Origin of the sequence: Fructobacillus tropaeoli (assembly GCF_016860625.1) — a bacterium.
Classification (GTDB): Bacteria; Bacillota; Bacilli; order Lactobacillales; family Lactobacillaceae; genus Fructobacillus; species Fructobacillus tropaeoli.
This window is the reverse complement of sequence record NZ_BOJU01000004.1, coordinates 104,459-129,038: the sequence shown is the minus strand read 5'-3', so window position 1 is coordinate 129,038 and position 24,580 is coordinate 104,459. Positions and strand designations below refer to the sequence as shown.

5 protein-coding genes are annotated in these 24,580 nt (G+C 51.0%); 1 reads left to right on the top strand and 4 read right to left on the bottom strand.

Annotated features, from left to right (window positions below; translation table 11 throughout):
- Window positions 1–20: 20 nt before the first annotated feature.
- Window positions 21–2,288 (bottom strand): MMPL family transporter, encoded by a 2,268-nt coding sequence (locus FT12353_RS06160; RefSeq protein ID WP_203619156.1) that lies wholly within the window; start codon window positions 2,286–2,288, stop codon window positions 21–23.
- A gap of 138 nt (window positions 2,289–2,426) precedes the next feature.
- Between FT12353_RS06160 and FT12353_RS08590 the strand changes: the two genes are divergently transcribed.
- Window positions 2,427–2,933, top strand: coding sequence for a TetR/AcrR family transcriptional regulator (locus FT12353_RS08590; RefSeq protein ID WP_059393866.1), 507 nt, complete (start codon window positions 2,427–2,429; stop codon window positions 2,931–2,933).
- Window positions 2,934–3,386: 453 nt separating this feature from the next.
- Here FT12353_RS08590 and FT12353_RS06150 read toward each other — a convergent pair whose 3' ends face one another.
- Genes FT12353_RS06150 through FT12353_RS06140 form a run of 3 tightly spaced genes read right to left on the bottom strand, consistent with a single transcriptional unit; the run spans window position 3,387 to window position 24,571 of the window.
- Window positions 3,387–10,640, bottom strand: a complete 7,254-nt coding sequence (locus tag FT12353_RS06150) for a beta strand repeat-containing protein (RefSeq protein ID WP_203619155.1) — start codon at window positions 10,638–10,640, stop codon at window positions 3,387–3,389.
- A 21-nt stretch (window positions 10,641–10,661) separates the two neighbouring features.
- The gene (locus FT12353_RS06145; protein WP_203619154.1) at window positions 10,662–23,567 is read right to left on the bottom strand and encodes a DUF1542 domain-containing protein; all 12,906 of its coding nucleotides are present in this window, start codon (window positions 23,565–23,567) and stop codon (window positions 10,662–10,664) included.
- A complete protein-coding gene (locus FT12353_RS06140; RefSeq protein WP_203619153.1) occupies window positions 23,564–24,571 on the bottom strand; it encodes a DUF1542 domain-containing protein in 1,008 nt (335 codons plus the stop codon). Before FT12353_RS06140 ends, FT12353_RS06145 begins: the two co-directional genes overlap by 4 nt.
- Window positions 24,572–24,580: the final 9 nt, after the last annotated feature.

The window sequence follows — 24,580 nt, the reverse complement described above, 5'->3', positions numbered from 1 at the left end:
TTTGAAAGATGTCGGTTTTCTTAGTTTTTATTACCCGGGAAAACCCAGTTGGCTTTCCCAAAAATCTTTAGCATTGCTGGCACAAAGAGCAAGCGGATAATAAAGGCATCAAAGAAGATACCAAAGGCTAAGGCCAAGGCCAAAGACTTGATGGTTGGGCTCGGATTCAAAGCAAATGAGCCAAAGACCGCAATCATAATCAAAGCGGCTGTCACTACGATTGGACCGGAGTCCTGCATGGCAACCGTCACTGCCCGGTCGTTATCACCTGTTTTCAGGTATTCTTCACGAGCACGGGAAACCATAAAGACTTCGTAATCCATCGCCAAACCAAAGAGAATGGCCGTGACGATAATTGGTAAGAAGGAAAGGACCGGTGCCGCCTTGGCAACACCAAAGAATTCCTTCAAGAAGCCTTCTTGAATCACCAATGTGGTAAAGCCAAAGGATGCCAAGAGCGACAAGCCAAAGCCAGCCATCGCTACCGCTGGCACAATGAAAGAGCGGAAGACGACCATCAACAAGATAAAGGCCAAAACAATAATCGTAAAGACAAAGATTGGTGTTGCGTTATTGAGCTTCTTCGTGATATCCAAGTTGACGGCGTTCACCCCAGTCAAAGTAATCTTAGCGTTGTACTTTGACTTCGTCGTGTTATCTGAGTAGTTCTGAATCTTGTGGACCAAATTAGTTGTCTCAACTGCTTCAGAACCCTTCTTTGGGATGACGACTAACATCGCGTACTTGCCATCAGCAGAAATTTGATAAGGCTTCGTTGCCTGCTCCATAATCACTTGCTTGATTTGAGCGGCTGCCTGATCCTTTTGTGCCTGGGTTGGCATCTGACCAGTCGTTTGGGCCTGTAAAGCCATCTTTTGTTGGGCTTCTTGTGTCAATTGCGTCTGCAAAGTCGCTGCCTTTTGCTGGTCAACTGACAATGGCGACAACGTCTTTGTGCCAGAGAGGCTGTTCAAATGGCTGGCAATCTTGGCCACATTGGCTTCGTTGACCGCAGCTGATTTGTCAGTGTCTAATTTCACAACAGCAATCAATGGTGAGTTAATTCCCTCACCAAACTTGTCAGAAATCATGTCATACGCCTGACGCTCCGTCTGCTTTTCTGGCAAAGAGCCGTTATAAGGCATTCCCAAGCGCATATTTTGCGCTGGCAAACCAATGCCAACCAAAACCAACACGGCGACAATGACCACTGTCCATGGGTGACCCGTCAAGAACTTCGTGAACTTTGATGGATTCTTGGCCATGTGATCGACCGTCTTCGTATTTGGTCGAATAAACTTGGCACAAGCCGCAATCAAAGCTGGCAAGAAGGTCAAGGCTGACAACACGGCGATGGCGACCGCTACTGCAGCGGCAAAGCCCATGGTTGTCACGAATTCAATACCGGCAAAGGACAAACCGCAAACGGCGATAATCACCGTCACACCGGCAAAGATAACCGACTTGCCGGCTTCGGACAAGGCACTTCCCAAGGCTACCTTTTGATTACCGTTTGTCTCGGCCAAATCAGTCCGATAACGGTTCAAGATAAAGAGCGCGTAATCGATTCCAACGGCCAAAGCTAACATGACAGACAAAGTCTCGGCAACGTTGGCAAGCGTTGCAAAGTTCGTCCCAATAATTACGAGGAACAAGCCAGTAATCAAGCCAACTAGGGCAGACACAATTGGCATTCCGGCAGTAATAAAGGAACGGAACAATACAAGCAACAAAACAAAGGCAATAACGACCCCAATAATTTCTGAAGGACCACCGATTTCAAATGGCTTTAACTGGACGGTTCCAGTATAAGCAACCTTCGTTCCACTTGTCTTCACTCGATCATCAAAGATGGAGCGGATACCGGTAATCGTACTGTGCGCCACCGATGTGGAGTTGGCCTTGAAGGTAATATCGACATAAGTGGTCGTATTATCAGAACTAATGGTGTTGTTGGTATAAGGATTGGCAATGGTCTTGATATCAGAACCATACTTATCCTGAGCCTTAGAGATGGCCTTGGCAACATCTGCCTTTGTTTGGTCATCAGTAATCCCCTTCTGATTTTGAACGACAACCTTTAACGTACCGCTGTTAGGATTTTGATGGAATTCCCGTTCCAGCGTACTTTGGATATTCGTTGATGGCACGCCACTAATCGTCAAATTTTGTGAGAAGTGCGAACCGAGTCCGATTGCACCGCCACCGACAACAATAATGGCTGCCAGCCAAATCAGGAAGGTCTTTACTTTATTTTCATAAATCCATTCCCCGAGTTTCTTGAGCATTTCTACCCCTCCTTTTTAAATCATCATGAATATTTTAGTGACTAATTTAGAAGATTTGAAGAGTCAAAAAATGTTACACTGTTTTAAAATGAAACAAAAATTAAAAAATGTTGCTTTTAAACGAGGTGGAGAATATTTATGGAAAATAAACGCTATGATTTGATGCACCGCCACCTACTAATGACTGCCGGAGAATTGCTCCATGACATCCCCTTTTCCAAAATAAAAGTGAAGGAAATTTGTGATGCTGCCGAGGTTAATCGCAACACCTTTTACCGTCACTTTGTGGATAAGTATGAACTCTTAGATGAATTGTTAAACACAAGTGTCCAATCAATCTATGCGACACTTGACATTGATAAGTTTAAAAAATACCCCTTTGAAACGATTAAAGCCTTTCACTTTGATGGCACCATTGAGGTTTTAGAATTTCAATTACAGGACCGAGCTTTTGAAGACCTGTTCTACAAGTCAATTTTTAAGGCGCTTTCCACCGTCACAACCGATCAAGAACTGCTTTGGTTAATTGGTAACCTTTACGTTGTCCAGTTATGGAATACCAACCGCGATGTTCCTTATGATTTGCGCCAAGACTACCAAATTCTTGACCAAATTGTCACCGATAAGCAGTTTCCAACGAGCTGATACGAACAATGCTATCAATTAAAAAAACGCCCAACCGAAGACATTCGATTGAAAGCTAACTTAGCTTTCAGCCAGATGGCAAGGCAGTTGGGCGCTTTTTTTTAATACCAATAGGTGGCAAGGGTCAGTGCAAAGAATACAGCACCGATAAGCATAATGGCCACCACAATCATGAGCTCGATTAAAAATCGACTATCATTTTTATCATCCTCTGACATCTTTTCCCCTTTCTCTTGTCTAGTTGAACATATTTATTTTTTCAGCAAATGCTGACAAAAAGTCAGAAATAACTCTAGTAGTATTTTACCGATTTCTATCAAATATAACAACAAAGTTACACAGTTAATTATGTTTCGCAATAAAAGAAAGACTTATTCGCGAAAAATTTTTTTGAATCAAAAAAGGCAGCCCAAATTGGACTGCCTTCCTCTTTATCACCTTTAATTTACTTGATTAACGCTTCCGGCGCTTACCTGCAATAAACTTTCGGTGAAAATCAAGTGCGAAATAAGTCTTCGTCATCGCCAACAGCGACGAAATTGACAAAAGGCCGAAAATAACGCCTTTAATAATTGACTGGTTATTCTGATGGAATCCAAACTTTGGATATGCAAACAAAGTAACACGAGTCGTTGGTTGAGCATGGTTCTTCGTTTTCGAACTATTTAGGTCCATTTTTCCTGTTAGTGGTAATACCACTTGTAACTGAGGACTGATTGTGACCCTCTCAGTTTCACGATCATCTTGTTGCACGGTCATAACTGATTGTGTAGCGACCCCAGCTGATTTTTCAGCAACTGACTGCTTTGGATGAGCACTTTCCTGACTTGTTAACTTTGTCAGGCTATCTTGCAACTTTTGCAGCTGCTGGTCATAAGTAGCCAAATTAGTTTGAATACCATCAGCATCCGTTGCGGCATTGATAGCTGCTTGCGCCTTAGCCAACGCCTGATCAACCTGGTTTTCTTCTGCCTGCTTTTGGGCAGTTGTCAAAGAGTTGTCGGCCTCAATCGCCGCCTTGGCAGCTGCAGCCTTTGCTGCTACTGCCTGATCTGCTGCGGACTTCTGATCAGTAATGCTTGTTCCCGGCTGGTGGTCATTGACCACAACTTGATTGCCAGCATCGCGAGCCGTATTCATTGCATCGGCATCCGTCGCAGCGTTGATGGCCGCTTGCGCCTTCGTTACCGCCTGGTCGACTCGGTTCTCCTCCGCCTGCTTTTGAGCAGTCGTCAAAGACTTATCGGCTTCGATGGCTGCCTTGATGGCGGCTGCCTTATTCGCCACCGCCTGGTTAGCAGCTGCCTTTTGGTCAGCGATGCTTGCACCTGGCTGGTGGTCGTTAACAACTGTTTGGTTGCCAGCTTCACGAGCCGCATTCGTCTCATCGGCATCGGTGGCCGCGTTGATGGCTGCTTGTGCCTTGGCTTCATCTTGGTCAATTTGTTGGTCTTGCGCCTGCTTTTGCGCAGTCGTCAAGGTCTTGTCGGCTTCGATGGCTGCCTTAGCTGCTGTGGCCTTTGTTGCCACTGCTTGATTAGCAGCTGCCTTTTGGTCGGCAATGCTTGCACCTGGCTGGTGATCACTGGTCATCGCCTGCGTTCCGGTGTTTCGGGCCGCATTCGTTTCATCGGCATCGGTGGCCGCATTGATAGCCTCCTGTGCCTTGGCTGCATCTTGGTCAACCTGACTCTCTTGGACCTGCTTTTGCGCAGTCGTCAAGGTCTTGTCGGCTTTGATGGCAGCCTTAGCTGCAGCTGCATTCGTCGCCACGGCTTGGTTAGCGGTAGCCTGTTGATCCGCCACGCTTGCGCCTGGCTGGTGGTCATTAGTCATTGTTTGGTTACCAGCATCGCGAGCTGTATTGATAGCATCGGCATCGGTGGCCGCGTTGATAGCCGCCTGTGCCTTGGCTTGATCCTGGTCGACCTGACTTTCTTGGGCCTGCTTTTGCGTAGTCGTCAAGGTTTTGTCGGCCTCGATGGCCGCCTTCGCTGCAGCTGCATTCGCTGCCACAGCTTGGTTAGCGGCAGCCTGTTGGTCCGCCACACTTGCACCTGGCTGATGATCATTAGCCATCGTTTGGGCACCAGCATCGCGAGCTGTATCGGTAGCGTCGGCATCGGTGGCCGCGTTGATAGCCGCCTGTGCCTTGGCTTGATCTTGATCGACTTGGATCTCTTGGGCCTGCTTTTGCGCAGTCGTCAAGGTCTTGTCGGCCACGATGGCCGCCCTAGCTGATGTGGCGGCGGTGGCAATCGCCTGACCAGCCGCTGCCTTTTGACTATCAAGACTGACGCCAGCATGGTAGTCGCCATTCAGCGTTTGCGTCCAGGTTGAAACGGCACTGTTGACACTATCGGCATTCGTTGCTGCATTCACAGCACTGTTTGCCTTGGACAAATCAGTATCCACCTGGCCAGACTGAGACTGCTTCTCAACACTGGTCAAACCGGTGTCAGTAGCAATCTTAGCCTTCACTTGGTTAGCCACGGCTGCTAAGTTAGCATCAGCATCCTGCTGTTGCTGGGCTAGTGCCTTTCCGGCCTGGTAGTCAGCATTCAAAGCCTGCGTCCCAATCGTGACGGCATTGTTGACACCATCATCATCCTTAGCCTGGTTAACAGCACTTTGTGCTTTGGCCAAATCAAGATTTACCTGATTTTCCTGAGCCTGCTGCTGAGCAGTTGTTAAGCCGGTATCGGCCAAAATCTTGGCCTTTACCTGACCCGCCAACGTAGCCAAACTCGTATTGGCTGCCGTTTGCTCACTACTCAAAGGGGCGCCTTCTTGGTAATCATGGTTCAAGGTTTGCTGCCAAATTGAGGCCGCACTGTTAATACCGTCAGCATTCGTTGCTGCATTCACAGCAGTTTCTGCCTTGGTCAAATCAGCCTCGACATGGCTTGATTGAGCCTGCTTCTCAGCGTTAGTCAAACCGGTATCAGCTGCAATCTTAGCTTGGACCTGACTGGCAAGTACTGCCAGGTTGTCATTAGCTGTTGCTTGTTGTGCTGCTACAGCTTGACCAGCCGTGTAATCGCCATTCAGAGTCTTTGTCCAAGTATTGACCGCATTATCAAGACCATCGGCATTTGTTGCTGCAGTCACAACAGCCTCCGCCTTGGTCAAATCGTTCTCAACTTGAGCTGACTGAGCCTGATGGTCCGCACTCGTTAAGCCAGCGTCCCCAGCAATCTTGGCCTTAACCTGGTTAGCAAGGTCTGCCAATTGGTTAGTAGCAGTGACCTGCTGGTTGGACAAAGCCTGACCAGCCTTGTAATCACCGGTCAAAGTCTGCGTCCAAGTGGCCACCGCGCTGTTGACACCATCGGCATTCGTTGCCGCGGAGACAGTATTTTGGGCTTTAGCCAAATCCTGATTTACCTGTGTAACTTGAGCCTGCTGAGCAGTACTGGTTAAGCCAGTATCAGCCAAAATCTTGGCCCTGACTTGGCCAGCCAATCCGTTCAGATTGCTATTAGCCGTTGCTTGCTGGGTTGAAAGAGCCTGGCCGGCATGATAATCACCGGTCAAAGTCTGTGTCCAGGTGGCCACCGCGCTATTAACACCATCGGCATTGGTTGCTGCGGTCACAGCTGCTTGAGCCTTGGCCAAATCAGCCTCGACTTGACCCGACTGAACCTGCTGTTCTGCACTCGTCAAACCGGTATCGGCTGCAACTTTAGCTGCTTCCTGATCGGCCAAAGTAGCCAAATTGCTCTTAGCTGATTCCTGCTGGGCTGACAATGACTCCCCAGCGTGATAATCGCCGGTCAAAGTTGGTGTCCAAACCGCAATAGCATTCTTGAGACCGTCGGCGTTGGTTGCTGCACTCACAACGGCTTCTGCCTTGGCCAAATCAGTATCAACTTGAGCCGACTGGGTGTGCTGTTCTACCCCAGTTAAGCCAGTATCAGCAGCAATCTTAGCCTTCATCTGGTAAGCCAAAATTTCCAAATTACTCGTGGCCGTCGACTGTTGGGCCGACAAGACTTCGCCAGGCTTGTAATCATCGTTTAGAGTCTTGATCCAAGTGGCCACAGCACCATTAACAGCGTCAGCATTTTGTGCCGCATTCACGACACCCTGAGCTTGTGCCAAATCAGCATTCACTTGACCTGACTGAACCCGTTGCTCCGCTGTCGTTAAGCCAGTATCCGCTGCAATCTTGGCCTGCACTTGACTAGCAAGTGTTGCCAAGTTGGAGTTAGCTGTTGATTGTTGAGCTGATAAGGTTTCACCAGCCTGGTAATCAGCGGACAAAATCTGCGTCCAAGTTGCAATCGCATTCTTGACACCATCGGCATTAGTGGTCGTGTTGATAGCACCCTGGGACTGAGCCAAATCGCGGTCAACCTGGGCCGACTGATTTTGTTGCTCAGCACTCGTCAAACCGGTGTCCGCCTCAACCTTGGCCTTCACCTGGTTAGCCAACGTGGTCATTTGACCATTAGCCGTCGACTGTTGCGTTGGCAAAGGCTCACCAGCCTGATAGTCAGCGTTTAGCGTCTTGGTCCATGTTGAAACTTCATTATCCACGCCATCCGCATTCGTTGTCGCGTTCACGGCAGACTGTGCACGATCAAGGTCTGCATCAACCCGCTCTGACTGAGCTTGTTTCTGATCACTCGTCAAACCAGCATCAGCTTCAATCTTGACCTTGACCTGGTTAGCCAGCGTTGCCAAGTTTGCATTAGCAATTGTCTGTTGGACAGCCAAAGCCTCACCAGCCTGGTAATCACCATTCAGAGTCTTTGTCCAAGTGGCCACGGCACTGTTGACACCGTCGGCATTTGTTGCTGCAGTCACAGCAGCTTGGGCCTGAGTCAAGTCACGGTCAACTTGGTTCGACTGATTTTGTTGCTGAACAGTTGTTAAACCAGTGTCAGCTAAAATCTTGGCCTTCATCTGCCCAGCTAAGGTCAATAATTGACCATTAGCGCTAGCTTGTTGGGTAGCCAAAGCCTCGCCGGCCTGGTAGTCGCCGTTCAAGGTTGCAGTCCAAATTGTCACAGCACTGTTGACACCGTCGGCATTCGTTGCTGCATTCACTGCTGCTTGCGCCTGAGTGCTGTCTTTTGCAACTTGGTTCGCTTGACTTTGTTGGTCAACACTGGTTAAGCCGGTATCGGCCAAAATCTTGGCCTTCACCTGACCTGCCAAAGTTGTCAAGGCGGCCGTGGCTGTTTCCTGTTGGTTAGGTAAGGCTTCACCAGCCTTGTAGTCACCGTTCAACGTTTGCGTCCAGGCTGAAACAACAGTGTTGACTTCATCGTCATCCTTGCTGGTACCGATTGCAGCGAGAGCCTGGCCCAAGTCATGATCAACCTGATTTAACTGAATCTGCTGGGTCGCACTGGTCAACCCAGTATCGGTCAAAATCTCATTTTTAACCTGAACTGACAAGGCCGAAAGTTTGGTATTCGCATCCTTTTGTTCAGCTGTCAGCGCCTCACCGGCCTGGTAGTCGGCATTCAAGCTTTGTGTCCAAGTCGAAACGGCACTGTTGACACCATCTGCGTTTGTTGCAGCATTCACTGCATCCTGAGCTTTGGCCAAATCAGCATTAACCTGACTGGCTTCGGACTGTTGTGACGCACTGGTCAAACCAGTATCGGCTTGAATCTTGCCCTTCACCTGGTTAGCCAACGTGGTCAAATTGGTATTGGCTGTTGCCTGTTGGGTGGCTAAGGCCTCACCGGCCTTGTAGTCAGCATTCAACGTTTGCATCCACGTCGAAACGGCACTGTTAACACCATCGGCATTTGTGGCCGCAGTCACGGCACCTTGTGCTTGAGCCAAATCCGTCTCAACTTGGTTCGACTGAGCCTGCCGTGATGCGCCAGTCAAACCAGTGTCAGCCGCAATCTTGGCCTTCACTTGACCTGCTAATGTTGCCAGGTTCGAGTTAGCTGTCAATTGCTGGGCCGACAAAGTTTTACCAGTCTTATAGTCGCCATCTAGGATCTCGGTCCAGCTAGCCACTGCATGATTCACGCCGTCCGCATTGGTCGTCAAACCAACGGCCGATTGGGCCTTGGCCAAATCTGATGCAACTTGACTGGACTGAGTCTGTTGCTCCGCACTGGTCAAGCCAGTATCGGCTTGAATCTTAGCCTGGACCTGATTAGCCAACGTCGACAAGGCGTTGTTGGCCGTTTGCTGTTGGTTAACCAGAGCCTCTCCAGCCCGGTAATCACCATTCAACGTTTGCGTCCAAGTGGAGACAGCACTATTAACACCATCCGAGTTCGTCGTGGCGTTCACAGATGCTTGTGCCTTGGCCAAATCAGTCTCAACCTGGCTTGATTCAGCCTGTTGGGCAACACTGGTCAAACCGGTGTCGGCTGTAATTTTAGCCTTGATTTGGTCTGCCAACGTGGCTAGGTTGCCACCAGCCGTTTTCTGCTGGTTGGACAAAGCTTCGCCAGCCTGGTAGTCGCCATTCAACGTCTGCGTCCAAGTGGCCACAGCGCTGTTGACACCATCAGCATTGCTTGTAGCCGTTACGGCTGCCTGTGCCTTGGCCAAATCAGCATCAACCTGATTGGACTGAGCTTGTTGGGCTGCACCGGTTAAGCCGGTATCAGCCTTAATCGCTGCCTTGAGTTGGCCAGCCAAAATGGCCAAAGAACCATTGGCTGTCGACTGCTGGGTGGCTAAGGCCTCGCCCGCCCGGTAGTCAGCGTTCAACGTCTGCGTCCAAGCAGCCACCACACTATTGACGCCATCGGCATTTGTCGTGGCATTCACAGCCGCTTGGGCCTTAGTCAAATCGTCCTCAACCTGATTTGACTGAGTCTGTTGGGTGACAGCGGTTAAGCCGGTGTCCGCTACAATCTTGGCCTTGACCTGGCCAGCCAAAATTACCAAATTATTGCCGGCATTTGTCTGTTGGGTCGACAGGGCCGTACCAGCCTGGTAATCAGCTTTCAAAGTTTTTGTCCAAGTCGAAACGGCACTGTTAACACCATCGGCATTCGTTGCCGCACTGATAACTGCTTGGGCTTGAACCAAATCAGTGTCCACTTGGCTCGCTTGAGTTGCTTGAGCCGCACTCGTTAGGCCGGTATCGCTCTTGATTTGAGCTTTCACCTGACCTGCCAAGGCTGCCAAACTTGAGTTAGCCGTCAGCTGTTGGGCTGACAAAGCTTGACCAACCTGATTGACGCCATCCGCATTCGTTGCGGCATTGACGGCAGCCTGCGCCTTGCCAAGGTCAGTCTCAACTTGGTTGGACTGTGCCTGTTGGGCGGCACCGGTCAAACCGGTATCCGCTGCAATCTTGGCCTTGACCTGACTAGCCAACGTCGACAGATTGTTAGTAGCCGCCGACTGTTGCATCGACAAGGCCTCACCCGCCTGATAATCACTATTCAAAGTCTGGGTCCAAGCAGTTACTGCGCTATTCACGCCGTCCGCATTGGTGGCCACGGTCACAGCAGCCTGAGCCTTCGTCAAATCGTTTTCAACCTGGGCGGACTGAGCCTGCTGGGCAGCAGCCGTCAAACCGGTATCGGTTGCAATCTTGGCCTTGACCTGACTGGCTAACGTAGCCAAAGAGCCAGTGGCCGCTGACTGCTGGGCCGACAAAGCTTCACCGGCCTTGTAATCACCATTCAGTGTCTGTGTCCAAGTGGCCACAACGCTGTTCACATCGTCGTCATCTTTGGTTGCGATCACCGCCGTTAAGGCGTTACCCAAATCAGTATCGACCTGATTTAACTAAGCCTTCTGAGCTGCGACCGTCAGACCAGTATCGGACAAAATCTTATTTTTAATTTGGACTACCAGCGTTGAAAGCTTAGTACCGGCATCCTTTTGTTCATCGCTTAATGCTTCACCGGTTCGGTAGTCACCATTGAGGGTTTGGGTCCAAGTCGTTACCACAGCATTAACACCATCGGCATTACTTGCAGCGTTGACTGCACCTTGGGCCTTGGCCAAATCTTGATCAACCTGACCAGATTCGGTTTGCTGCTGGGTACCGGTCAAACCGTTATCAGCTTGAATCTTGGCCTTCACTTGACCAGCCAAAGTTGCCAAATTGTTAGCAGCAGTTGACTGCTGAGCGGATAAGGCCTCACCAGCCTGGTAATCACCGTTCAAGGTCTGCGTCCATGCTGAAACGGTGCTATTCACACCGTCCGCATTGGTGGCAGCGTTCACAGCTGCTTGCGCCTTGGCCAAATCAATGGCAAGCTGGTTCGATTGCGTACTTTGGGCAGCACTGGTTAAGCCAGTATCCGCTGTAATCTTCGCCTTGACTTGACCGGCTAAGGTGGCCAAAGTATTGCCAGCTGCTGTCTGCTGAGTCGACAAAGCTTGACCGACATGGTAATCAGCATTTAACGTCTGCGTCCATGTCGAAACAACAGTATTAACACCGTCAGCATTGGTGGTAGCATTCACAGCTGCTTGGGCCTTCGTCAAGTCGTTTTCAACCTGGTTGACCTGAGCTTGTTGAGCAACACCAGTCAAACCGGTGTCAGCTGTAATCTTCGCCTTGACCTGATCAGCCAAGGTTGCCAAAGAGGCGGTAGCAGCTGACTGCTGGGCTGATAGTGCTTCACCAGCTTGGTAGTCAGCATTCAACGTCTGCGTCCAAGCTGACTCGGCGCTATTAACACCGTCGGCGTTAGTTGCTGATTTGACAGCTGCTTGAGCCTTCGTCAAATCGTTTTCAACCTGAGCAGACTGAGTCTGTTGAGCCACACCGGTTAAGCCGGTGTCGGCTGTAATCTTCGCCTTGACCTGACCAGCCAAAGTGGTCAAAGAAGCACTGGCAGTCGACTGTTGCGTCGACAAAGCCTCACCGAGCTTGTAGTCGCCATTGAGTGTCTGCGTCCAAGTTGCCAAAGCACTATTCACATCGTCGTCATCTTTGGCGGTGCCCACTGCTGTTAGTGCCTTGCTTAAATCACTATCGATCTGATTTGACTGTGCCTGTTGTTGTGCACTTGTCAGACCGGTATCGGACAAGATTTCATTTTTTGTTTGAAGTGCCAATGTCGACAGCTTGGTACCAGCATCTTTTTGCTCATCGCTCAAAGCTTCGCCAGCTCGATAATCACCATTAAGGGTCTGGGTCCAAGTCGAAACAGCTGCATTAACGCCATCAGCGTTTGTCGCCGCATTGATGGCACTCTGTGCCTTCGCCAAATCAGCATCGACCTGATTGGACTCGGTTTGCTGTTGGGTACCAGTTAAGCCAGTATCCGCCGTAATCTTCGCCTTCACTTGACCGGCCAAAGTTGCCAAAGTATTGCCAGCAGTTGCCTGCTGGGTCGACAAGGCTTCCCCGGCCTGGTAATCAGCATTCAACGTCTGCGTCCAAGTGGTGACATCACTATTAACGCCATCGGCATTGGTTGCTGCATTCACAGCAGCCTGGGCCTTCGTCAAATCTTGATCAACCTGGTTAGTCTGATTCTGTTGGGCAACACCGGTTAAGCCAGCATCCCCTGCAATCTTAGCCTTCATCTGACCGGCTAAGGTTACCAGACCTGAGTTCGCCGTCACTTGTTGGGCAGACAAAGCCTCACCGGCCTTATAGTCAGCATTTAACGTCTGAGTCCAGGAAGTTACGGCGCTATTGACACCATCCGCATTGGAGGCGGCATTGACGGCTGCCTGTGCCTTACCAAGGTCTGTAGCAACTTGGTTGGACTGAGCCTGTTGAGCCGCACCAGTCAAACCAGTATCCGCTTCAATCTTGCCCTTCACTTGGCCAGCCAACGTAGCCAGATTGTTAGTGGCAGTTGCTTGCTGGCTCGACAAAGCTTCACCAGCTTTATAATCGCCATTCAAGGTTTGCGTCCAAATGGCCGCTATGCTATTGACACCATCGGCATTGGTTGCACCATTGATACCATTTTGTGCCTGAGACAAATCACGGGCAACTTGGTCTTCCTGTGCCTGCTGGGCGGCAACCGTCAAGCCGGTATCCGCTTCAACCTTGGCCTTGACCTGAATAGCCAAGGTGGCCAAATTATTAGCGGCAGTTGACTGCTGAGCGGACAAAGCTTCACCAGCCTTGTAGTCCCCACTCAATGTCTGCGTCCAGGAAGCAACAACGCTATTCACACCATCGTCATCTTTGGCTGCGCTCACGGCCGTCAAAGCCTTGCCCAAATCAGTATCCACCTGATTTGACTGGGACTTTTGGGTCGCACTGGTCAAGCCAGTATCAGCCAAAATTTCGTTCTTAATTTGCACTGCCAGCGTTGATAACTTGGAGCTGGCATCTTTTTGTTCATCGCTTAATGCTTCGCCAACCCGGTAATCGCCATTGATTGTCTGGGTCCAAGTAGCTACCACAGCATTAACGCCATCGGCGTTGGTTGCAGCGTTGACTGCACTTTGTGCCTTGGCCAAATCTTGATCAACCTGACCAGATTCGGCTTGCTGCTGGGTACCGGTCAAACCAGTATCCGCCTCAATCTTGGCCTTCACTTGGCCAGCCAATGTCGCCAAGTTGTTAGTGGCAGTTGCTTGCTGGCTCGACAAAGCTTCGCCGGCCTGGTAGTCGGCATTCAAAGTCTTTGTCCAGGTCGAAACGACACTATTAACATTGTCAGCATTACCTGCAGCGTTCACAGCTGCTTGCGCCTTGGCCAAATCAATGGCAACCTGTTTCGATTGTGCTTGTTGGGTAGCACCGGTTAAGCCAGTGTCGGCTGTAATCTTGGCCTTGACCTGATTAGTCAATGTTGCCAAATTCGTATTGGCCGTTGACTGCTGACTTGATAAGGCTTCTCCAGCCTGGTAATCAGCATTCAGAGTCTTTGTCCAAGTCGAAACAGCGCTATTGACGCCGTCTGCGTTCGTGGCCGCATTGACGGCAGCCTGAGCTTTCGCCAAATCGTTATCAACCTGAGCAGTCTGAGCCTGTTGGGCCACACCGGTCAAACCGGTGTCGGCCGTAATCTTCGCCTTTACCTGACCAGCCAACGTTGCCAAATTCGTATTAGCCGCTGACTGTTGGTCTGCCAAGTCCTCACCGGCCTGGTAATCGCCGTTCAAGGTCTTTGTCCAAGACGAAACAGTGCCGTTAACGCCGTCCGCATTCGTGGCCGCATTGACCGCGGTCTGGGCCTTGGTCAAATCTTGGTCAACCTGGGCAGACTGGGCCTGTTGGGCGGCACCGGTCAAACCGGTGTCCGCTTCAATCTTCGCCTTGACCTGGCCAGCCAATGTCGCCAAAGAACCAGTAGCGGCTGACTGCTGGTCTGCCAGAGACTCACCGGCCTGGTAATCACCATTCAGTGTTTTCATCCAAGTGGCCACAGCAGTGTTAACACCGTCGGCATTGGTTGCCGTATCGATAGCCGCTTGAGCCTTGGTCAAATCACCATCAACCTGACTGGACTGAGCCTGTTGGGCAGCACTCGTCAAACCGGTATCCGCTGCAACCTTGGCCTTGACCTGACCGGCCAAAGTGGTCAAAGAACCACTGGCAGTCAACTGTTGAGCCGCTAAGGCTTGACCGGCCTTGTAGTCACCGTTCAGCGTTTGCATCCAAGTCGAGACGGCACTATTCACAACATCTGCATTGCTTGCTGCATCCACAGCCGCTTGGGCCTTGGCCAAATCGGCCTCAACCTGGCTAGACTGAGACTGTTGAGCAGCAGCCGTTAAGCCAGTATCGTCTTCGACTTTAGCCTTGACCTGACCGGCCAAAGTAGCCAAAGAATCGCTCGCATTCGACTGCTGAGTCGACAAGGCTTGGCCGGCCTGATAATCATTATTCAGAGTCTGTGTCCAAGTAGCTACCGTGCCATTGACGCCATCCGCGTTGGTGGCCGCATCCACGGCTGCCTGGGCCTTCGTCAAATCGCTTGCAACTTGGCCAGACTGATTTGTCTGCTGAGCACTGGTCAAACCAGTGTCAGCCATCACCTTGCCCTTGATCTGACCAGCTAAGGTGGCCAGATTCGTGTTGGCCGCTGACTGCTGAGCTGACAAGGCTTGACCAGCCTTGTAATCACCGTTCAACGTCTGCGTCCATGTGGCCGTCGTGCTATTGACACCATCGGCATTTGTCGCAGCATTGACGGCTGCTTGAGCCTTGGCCAAATCTTGATCCAACTGACTGGACTGGGACTGTTGGTCGGCAGTTGTCAAACCGGTATCGGCTTGAATCTTGCCCTTGATCTGGCCGGCTAACGTTGCCAAAGAAGTATTAGCCGCTGACTGTTGCGTTAATAGCGCCTCGCCAGCCTTGTAGTCGTCCGTCAATGTTTGCGTCCAACTAGCCACAACGCTATTAAGGCCATCGGCATTCTTGGCAGCCGTTACAGCCGCTTGGGCCTGGGTCAAATCAGTACCAACCTGGTTGACCTGGGCCTGTTGAGCGACAGCCGTTAAGCCAGTATCGGCTTGAATCTTGGCCTTAACTTGACCAGCTAAGGTGGCCAAATTATCGCTGGCCGTTGTCTCCTGGGCTGACAAGGCCTCACCAGCCTTGTAATCACCGTTGATGGTCTGTGTCCAGGTCGAAACGACACTATTCAAGCCATCTGCATTCGTGGCCGCAGTTACAGCTGCTTTGGCTTGCGTCAAATCAGTATCAACCTGACCAGACTGAGCCACTTGTTGCGCATTGGTCAAACCGGTATCCGCTTGAATCTTGGTCTTGACTTGGTCAGCCAAGGTTGCCAAGTTACCACTTGCAGTTGCCTGCTGAGCAGTCAATGCCTCACCAGCCTTGTAATCACCATTTAAGGTCTTTGTCCAAGACGTCACGACGCTGTTGACATCGTCATCATCTGTACTTGCCCGAACCGCTGTCAACGCATTGCCCAAATCAGTATCCACCTGATTTGACTGAGACTGCTGTTGACTGCTAGTCAAACCGCTATCAGACAAGATTTGATTCTTAATTTGAACAGCCAGAATTGAAAGTTGACTATTCGCATCTTTTTGTTCAGCAGTGAGTGTTTCACCGGCCTTGTAGTCGGCCTTTAAGGTTTGCGTCCAAGTCGAAACAGCGCTGTTAACACCGTCGGCATTGGTTGCGCCACTCACAGCTGTCTGGGCCTTGGCCAAATCAGCATTCACATTAGCGGACTCAGACTGCTGGTTAGCACCAGTCAAACCGGTGTCGCCGTCAATCTGGTTCGTAATCTGACCAGCCAGCGTGCTCAATTGTTGATTGGCAGCCTTTTGTTGGTCTGCTAGGGCTTGACCCGCTTGATAGTCGCCATTGAGCGTCTGCGTCCAAGTAGCAACAGCGCTGTTAACGCCATCGGCGTTGTCTGCATTCTTCACATCCGTCTGAGCCTGAGCCAAATCACGGTCGACTTGTTTGGACTGGGACTGTTGGGCCACAGCGGTTAAGCCAGTATCGGCTTGAATCTTGGCCTTGACCTGGCCAGCCAACGTGGCCAAATTCGTGTTGGCCGCTGACTGTTGAGCTGACAAAGCCTGACCAGCCTTGTAATCGCCGGTGACGGTCTGCGTCCACGTTGAAACAGCACTGTTAACGCCGTCAGCGTTCGTCGCATCGGTTACGGCAGCTTGCGCCTTGGCCAAATCTTGATCAACCTGGTTGGACTGAGACTGCTGGGCAGCACTCGTCAAGCCAGTATCGGCTTGAATCTTGGCCTTGACTTGACCAGCTAAGGTGGCCAAATTCGTATTAGCCGCTGACTGCTGATCTGACAAAGCCTGACCAGCTTGATAATCATGATTCAAAGTTTGCGTCCACGTTGAAACGGCACTATTCACACCATCGGCAGTAGTTGCGCCATTGACGGCCGTTTGGGCCTTGGCCAAATCAGCATCAACCTGATTTGACTGGGCCTGCTGGGCAGCACTCGTCAAGCCGGTATCCGCCAAAATCTTGGCCTTGACCTGGCCAGCCAACGTGGCCAAATTCGTGTTGGCCGCTGACTGTTGAGCTGACAAGGCCTGACCAGCCTGGTAGTCAGTATTCAACGTCTGCGTCCAAGTTGAAACAGCGCTATTCACGCCGTCGGCGTTCGTCGCAGCGGTCACTGCAGCCTGTGCCTTGGCCAAATCAGTTTCAACCTGGTTCGACTGGGTCTGCTGAGCAGCGCCCGTCAAGCCAGTGTCCGCGCTAATTTTTGCTTTGACCTGGTCAGCTAATGTAGCCAAGTTCGTGTTCGCCGTTAATTGCTGGGCTGACAAAGCCTGACCAGCCTGGTAATCATGATTCAAAGTTTGCGTCCAGGTGGTGACAGCGCTATTTACGCCGTCAGCATCTGTGGCCGCACTCACAGCAGCCTGCGCCTTGGCCAAATCGTTGCCAACTTGGGCCAACTGAGATTGCTCGGTAGCACCCGTCAAACCAGTATCCGCCTGAATCTTGCCTTTGACCTGATCAGCCAAAGTACTCAAATTATTATTAGCAGTCGCCTGTTGGGTTGCCAAAGCCTGACCGGCCTGGTAATCCCCGTTCAGTGTTTGTGTCCAGGTTGAAGCAGCGCTGTTGACGCCATCCGCATTGACGGCCGCACTCACGGCAGCCTGCGCCTTGGCCAAATCCTGAGTAACTTGAGCAGACTGGGCCTGTTGAGTAGCACCGGTTAAGCCGGTATCCGCCTGAATCTTAGCTTTGACCTGATCGGCCAACGTACTCAAATTACTATTAGCAGTTGATTGTTGAGCCGTTAAGGCCTCGCCGGCCTTGTAGTCGGCATTCAAAGTTTGCGTCCAGGTCGAAACAGCGCTATTCACGCCATCCGCACTGGCTGCTGTATTAACAACCGACTGAGCCTTCGCCAAATCCTGGTCAATCTGATTTGACTGAGCCTGCTGAGCAGCACTCGTCAAACCAGTATCAGCCAAAATCTTAGTTTTGAGCTGACTAGCAAGGGTACCCAAATTGCCAACGGCAGTTGCCTGCTGTGTTGTCAGTGGTTCGCCAGCTTGATAGTCGGCATTTAGTGTCTGCGTCCAGGTTGAAACAGCGCTATTGACGCCATCCGCATTCTTGGCGGCAGTCACCGCATCCTGAGCCTTTTCGAGGTCTTGATCCACCTGCTTTGACTGAGCCTGTTGGGCAGCACCCGTCAAGCCAGTATCCGCCTGAATCTTTGTCTTCACCTGACCAGCCAACGTTGCCAAATTGTTATTGGCAGTTGACTGCTGGGTCGACAAAGCCTGACCGGCAGTGTAGTCATTATTCAACGTCTGTGTCCAAGTGGCCACGGCGCCATTGACGCCATCCGCATTGGTTGCGCCGCTGACAGCAGCCTGCGCCTTACTCAAATCATTCGTTACTTGGTTCGACTGGCTCTGTTGGTCGGCACTGGTCAAACCTGTATCGGCTTGGATTTTGTTTTGCACCTGACCAGCCAATGTTGCCAGGTTGCTATTTGCATTCTTCTGTTGGTCGGCCAACGCCTGGCCAGCCTGGTAGTCACCATTCAAGGTTGGCGTCCAAGTTGAAACGGCATTATTGACACCGTCCGCGTTCGTCGCAGCATTCACCGCAGCCGTGGCCTTCGTCAAATCAGCGGCCACTTGCTTGGTTTGTGCTTGTTGGTCAGCAGCCGTTAAGCCGGTATCCGCCAAAATGGCAGCCTTGACCTGGCCAGCTAATGTTGTCAGATTGTTAACGGCAGTCGACGCCTGCGTCGACAAAGCCTGACCGGCCTTGTGTTCACCGTTCAAGGTCTGAGTCCAAGTCGTCACGGCATTATTCACATCGTCAGCATTCTGGGCAGAGCCAACCTCCTGCAATGCCTGAGTCAAATCAGTATCCACCTGGCTCGACTGAGTCTGTTGGGTCGCACCCGTTAGACTCGTATCCGCCAAAATGGCAGTCTTGACCTGGTCAGCCAACAACGACAACTTCGTCTTGGCATCCCTTTGTTCGCCGGTTAAGGTTTCACCCGCCTGATAGTCGGCATTTAATGTCTTGGTCCAAGTGGCAACGGCACTATTGACGCCGTCGGCCTTCGTCGCTGATTTCACAGCACCCTGGGCACTGGTCAAATCAGTATTCACCTGGGCAACCTGAGCAGTCTGCTGAGCACTCGTCAAGCCAGTATCCGCCTTAATCTTGGCAATCACTTGGCCCGCTAAGGTACCTAGATTAGAAGTAGCCGTTGTCTGTTGGTCCGACAAAGCCTGGCCGGCTTGGTAATCGCCATTGAGTGTTTGTGTCCAGTAATTGTTGGCGCTATTAACGCCATCAGCATTCGTTGCGCCACTAACAGCCGCCTGAGCCTTGCCCAGATCAGCATTAACGGTGGCAACCTCTGCTTGTTGCGCATCCCCGGTCAAGCCGGTATCTGCAGTAATCTTTGTCTTAATCTGATCGGCCAAGGTCGCCAAATTCGAGTTCGTTGTGGCCTGTTGTGTCGACAGCGCCTGACCAACCTTGTGGTCGGCGTTCAAGGTTCCGGTCCAAGTGGTAACAGCGCTATTCACGCCGTCCGCATTCGTCGCTGACGAAACGGCCGTTTGAGCACTGGCAAGGTCAGTATCCACCTGCTTTGACTGAGATTGCTGCTCAGCATTGGTCAAACCGGTATCGGCTTCAATCTGGACCTTGACTTGATTAGCCAAAACGGCCAATTGATTATTCGCCGAATTCTGTTGATCTGACAACGCCTCACCAGCCTTGTATTCGGCATTCAATGTTCCAGTCCAAGTGGTTACCGTGTTGTTCAAATCATCAGCGTTTGTCGTGGCATTGATGGCCGTTTGTGCCTGACTCAAATCAGAGTCGACCTTGTTCGACTGGCTGCTTTGAGCAGCACTAGTCAAAACAGTATCGGCCTTAATCCGGTTTTTGATCTGACCGGCAAGGTTAACTAAGGCCGCATAGGCACTAGCCTGCTGGTTCGTCAAGGATTCACCAGCCTGGTAGTCCGCCTGCAAAATTGGTTTCCAAGTTGCAACCGCACTGTTAACGCCATCCGCATTCGTGGTCCCGTTGACAACCCCTTGAGCCCGGGCCAAATCCGCATTGACGTTGGTCACCTCTGCTTGTTGTTGGGCACCCGTTAGGCCACTATCGGCCAGAATCTGATTTTTCACCTGACCAGCCGTGGTTGCCAAACCAGAGTTAGCTGTGCTCTGTTGTGAAGACAAAGCCTCACCGGCATGGTACTCACCGCTGATGGCCTGCTTCCAGTTAGCAGCGGCACTATTCATGTCATCGGCATCTTTAGTGGCACTAACGGCCGCCTGGCCTTGAGCCAAAGCCTGGTCGACCTGGCTTGACTGTTGTGCTTTTTGAGCGTTCGTCAAACCGCTATCGTCTTCAATTTGCACCTTCGTTTGAGCAGCCAGTGTTGCTAACTGCTCATTTTGAGTTGACTGTTGCGTGGCCAATGGCACACCGGCCGTATAATCACCGGTCAAAGTGCCCGTCCAAGTCGAAAGGGCGCTCTTAACACCATCGGCATTGGTGGCCGTATTCACCGCGTTTTGTGCCTGAGTCAAATCATTGGCCAATTGGGCAGACTGCGCCTGTTGGGTCACAGTCGTCAAACCAGCATCACTGGTAATTTTAGTCTTGATTTGACCAGCCAACGTATTCAGCTGGCTGGTAGCCGTTGCCTGTTGCGTGGCCAATGGCACACCAGCCTGATAATCGTTGGTCAATGCCTGATTCCAAGCGGCAGCGGTATCGTTAACATCATCAGCATCCTTGGCAGCTTGAATAGCGGCCAAGGCCTTACCCAAATCAGTATCCACCTGTTTTGACTGTGACTGCTGATCAGCAGTTAGCAAGCCCGTATCGCCTGCAATTTGTTTTTTAACTTGAGTAGCCAAAAGCGACAGTTGTGAAATGGCCGCCTGTTGTTCAGCACTTAAGGTTTGGCCAGTCTTATAGTCAGCATTCAGCGTTTGCGTCCAAGTCGTCACAGCGGTGTTAACACCATCCGCACTCGTGGCTTGGTTGACTGCTTCTTGAGCCTTGCCCAAATCAGCATTCACATTGGCAATCGCTGATTGTTGCTGTGCGCTCGTTAAGCCAGTGTCCGCTAAAATCTTCGCATTGACTTGGCCGGCTAACGTGACAAGGTTGGCATTGGCGGTCGCTTGTTGCGTGGCCAATGGTGCCCCAGCTTGATAATCGCTATTCAGTGTCTGGGTCCAACTGGTCTCAGCAGCATTCACGCCATCGGCGTTAACAGCTGCCGTAACAGCCGCCTGCGCCTTTGACAAATCAGCCTGAACTTTGGCCGTATCGGCCTGACTCTGCGCATTCGTCAAATTGTTATCGGCCGTAATCTTGGCTTGGATTTGGCCTGCAAGGGTCTGCAGGTTAGTATTGGCCGTTGCTTGTTGGTTCGACAGAGCTTCGCCTGCCTTATAATCATTTGTTAAGGTTTGAGTCCAATTTGGCAGAATGCCGTTCAAACCGTCGGCATTAGTCGTGGCCTTAACGGCGTTTTGTGCCTGAGTCAAATCAGTGTTTAATTGACTAATTTCACTTTGTTGCTGAGCGGTCGTCAAACCGGTATCAGCCGAAATCTTGTCCTGCACTTGGGTAGCCAGTTGCTGCAAGTTCGAATTAGCTGTTGCCTGCTGGTCAGACAAAGCCTCACCAGCATGGTAATCACTATTTAATGTCTGATCCCAGCTCGTAACAGCTGCGTTGATGCCATCGGCACTCGTGGCAGCATTTACCGCACTTTGTCCCTTGGCCAAATCAGCATTCAGCTGGGCAACCTGTGCCTGTTGTTGAGCACCCGTCAGGCCGGTATCGGCCATAATCTTGACCTGCACTTGGCCGGCAAGAGCGCTCAGGCTGTTATTGGCAGTCAACTGTTGGTTTGTCAGTGGCACGCCCGTCTGATAATCGCCATTGAGAGTGTTCGTCCAAGTGGCCACAGCGCTATTCACCCCATCGGCATTCGTCGCTGCTTTAACTGCTGCTTGTGCGTTGGCAAAATCAGTTGCCAATTGGCTCGTATCAGCATTTTTCTGGCTAGTAGGCAACGTTGGGTCACTTGTAATCTTGCCCTGCACCTGGCTCTCAAGTGCTTGTAACTGCTGGATAGCAGTCACCTGTTGACTTGTTAAGGACTCACCCGCCTTGTAGTCGCTATTTAATGTTTGCGTCCAGACGGAGACGGCATTCGCCACGCCATCGGCATTCACCGTGGCATTCACAATTTTTTCAGACTTAGCCAAATCAGCATTCAACCCACTGATTTCGCTTTGTTGTTGCGCGGTCGTCAAGCCCGTATCGGACTGAATCGTTTTCTGAACCTGGCTAGCCACGCCTGACAGATTCGTATTCGCATTCGCCTGCAAGGTTGCCAGGGCTGGACCAGCGTGATAGTCGTTATTTAAGGTCTGTGTCCAAGTTGCACTAGCACTATTGACCTGATCGGCATTCGTGGTGGCAGAAACGGCTGTTTGTGCCTTACCAAAGTCCGCATCCACCTGGTTTGACTGCGATTGTTGTTCAGCAGTCGTGAGGCCGGCATCGTTAGCAATTTCAGTCTTTACCTGACCAGCCAATGCTTTCAAGTTGGCAATTGTGGTTGCCTGTTGGCTCGTCAAAGGAACGCCTTCATGGTACTCACCATTAAGCGTTTGTGTCCAAGTCGAAACGGCGGCATTGACACCATCCGCGTTTGTCGCGGCACTGACGGCTTGCTTGGCACTCGCCAAATCGTTATCAACCTTGGTTGACTGTGAACTTTGGTCCGCGGTCGTTAAGCCGGTATCGCCCGTAATCTCAGCCTTCACCTGACCAGCAATTTTTGCTAACTGATCATCAGCCGCACTTTGTTGGTCGGCCAAGCTACTATATGTCTTGTAATCCGCATTCAAGACTGGTGTCCAAGTTGAAACAGCAGTATTGACTCCATCAGCATTCGTAGCAGCAGAAACTGCCGCTTGAGCCTTCGTCAAATCAGCCTGCAGGCTGTTTTCTTCGCTTTGTCGCTGATCAGTCGTCAGACTGACATCCCCGTCAATCTGACCCTTGATCTGTCCTGCTAAGGTCGAGAAGTTTTGGTTGGCAGTTCCTTGCTGCTGTGACAAAGGCGTTCCAGCCTTGTAGATATTATTAATTGTCTGTGTCCAGCTCGTCTCGGCGCTATTGACACCGTCGGCATTCGTGGCCGCATTAATGGCTGCAATTGCCTGGCTTTCATCCGTGTTAACCTGACCGGATTGCGACTGTTGGGCAGCACCCGTCAGACCCGTATCAGCAGTAATCTTTGCATTCGCCTGACTGGCGGTTGCTTTCAGACTCGCAATGGCAGTCGCTTGTTGGGTCGCCAAAGGAATGCCGGCCGTGTAGTCGCCATTTAGTTTTGTTGTCCAAGTCGCTACAGCGGCATTGACGTCGTCATCATCCTTGGCATTCAAAACCGCATTCAAAGCACTCGCCAAATCAGCCGTAACATTGCTACCTTGTTGCTGCTGGGTGACACCCGTCAAGCCGGTATCGTTGGCAATTTGTTGCTTAACCTGTCCAGCTAACTGCGTTAACTGATTTTTCGCATCGGACTGCTCATCGCTTAGGCTTTCGCCCTTCTTGTAGTCAGCGTTTAAGGTTTGCTGCCAAATAGCAACTGCACTGTTGACCCCGTCGGCATTCGTTGCCGTTTTCACAGCAGTTTGCGCCTGGGAAAGGTGGGTATCAAGGTTGGCAATGTCGCTTGTTTGTGCCGCACTTGTCAAGCCAGTATCGGCCTTGACCGCAGCAACAAGTTGGTGCTAGCAGTCGTTTGTTGGGTCGCCAAAGGAACGCCCACTTGATAGTCAGCGTTAATTTTTTGTGTCCAGTAGGTATTGGCACTATTAGCACCATCGGCATTCGTCGTGGCACTAACTGCAGCCTGAGCCTTGGTCAAATCATTATCAACTTGACTCGACTGATCGCTTTGTTGGCTACTTGTCAGACCTGTATCAGCCTTGATTTCAGTCTTCACCTGCACAGCCAATGCCGCCAAATTAGAATTGATGGTGCTTTGCTGCTCAGCAAGTGATTGGCTAGCCTGATGATAATCGCCACTGATCTGCTTTATCCACTCGGCGTTGGCACTGTTGACGCCATCGGCATCTGTGGTGGCAGTCAAAGCGGATTCAGCTTTCTGCAAGTCCTGGTCAACGTTATTGGACTGGGATTGCTGCTGCGCACCCGTCAAGCCCGTATCGGCCTCGATTTGTTGTTTGACTTGTCCTGCTAACACTGACAAGGCATTACTCTTATCAGCCTGTTGGTTCGCCAATGCTTCACCGGAGACATGTTCACTAGCAAGCTTTTGCTTTCCCTGATCCCTGGCAGTGTTAATATCGTCAGCATTCGTAGCATTATTAACTGCATTTTTGGCATTACTAAAATCAGCCTCTACCAAGGCATCTTGAGCCAGTCGTGTAGAAGTCGTTAAAGTTGGATCGGTATTAATAGCGCTCTCAACCGTCGTTCGTTGTTGGTCTAAGACGTTGATCGCATCACTTTGTTGCTGGCTAATCGTTTCCCCAGACTGATGCTGGTTGGCAATATCGGCTAACCCAGACGTCTTTTTGTCCAAAACGCCCTGGGCATTCGTAGCATTCGTGACGAGTGCTTGGTCGGCCGTCAGTGCACTCTGCACATTCTGATCTTGTTGCTGCTTTTGCGTTGCTGTCAGCGTGACATCTTGATTAATCGTCGTTGTTGTCGCACTTGCTTGGGCAGCCAACGCATTATT

Coding starts and splice junctions, on each gene's coding strand:
- FT12353_RS06160 (WP_203619156.1), bottom strand. CDS start 2,288: ATGCTCAAGAAACTCGGGGAATGGATTTATGAAAATAAAGTAAAGACC.
- FT12353_RS08590 (WP_059393866.1), top strand. CDS start 2,427: ATGGAAAATAAACGCTATGATTTGATGCACCGCCACCTACTAATGACT.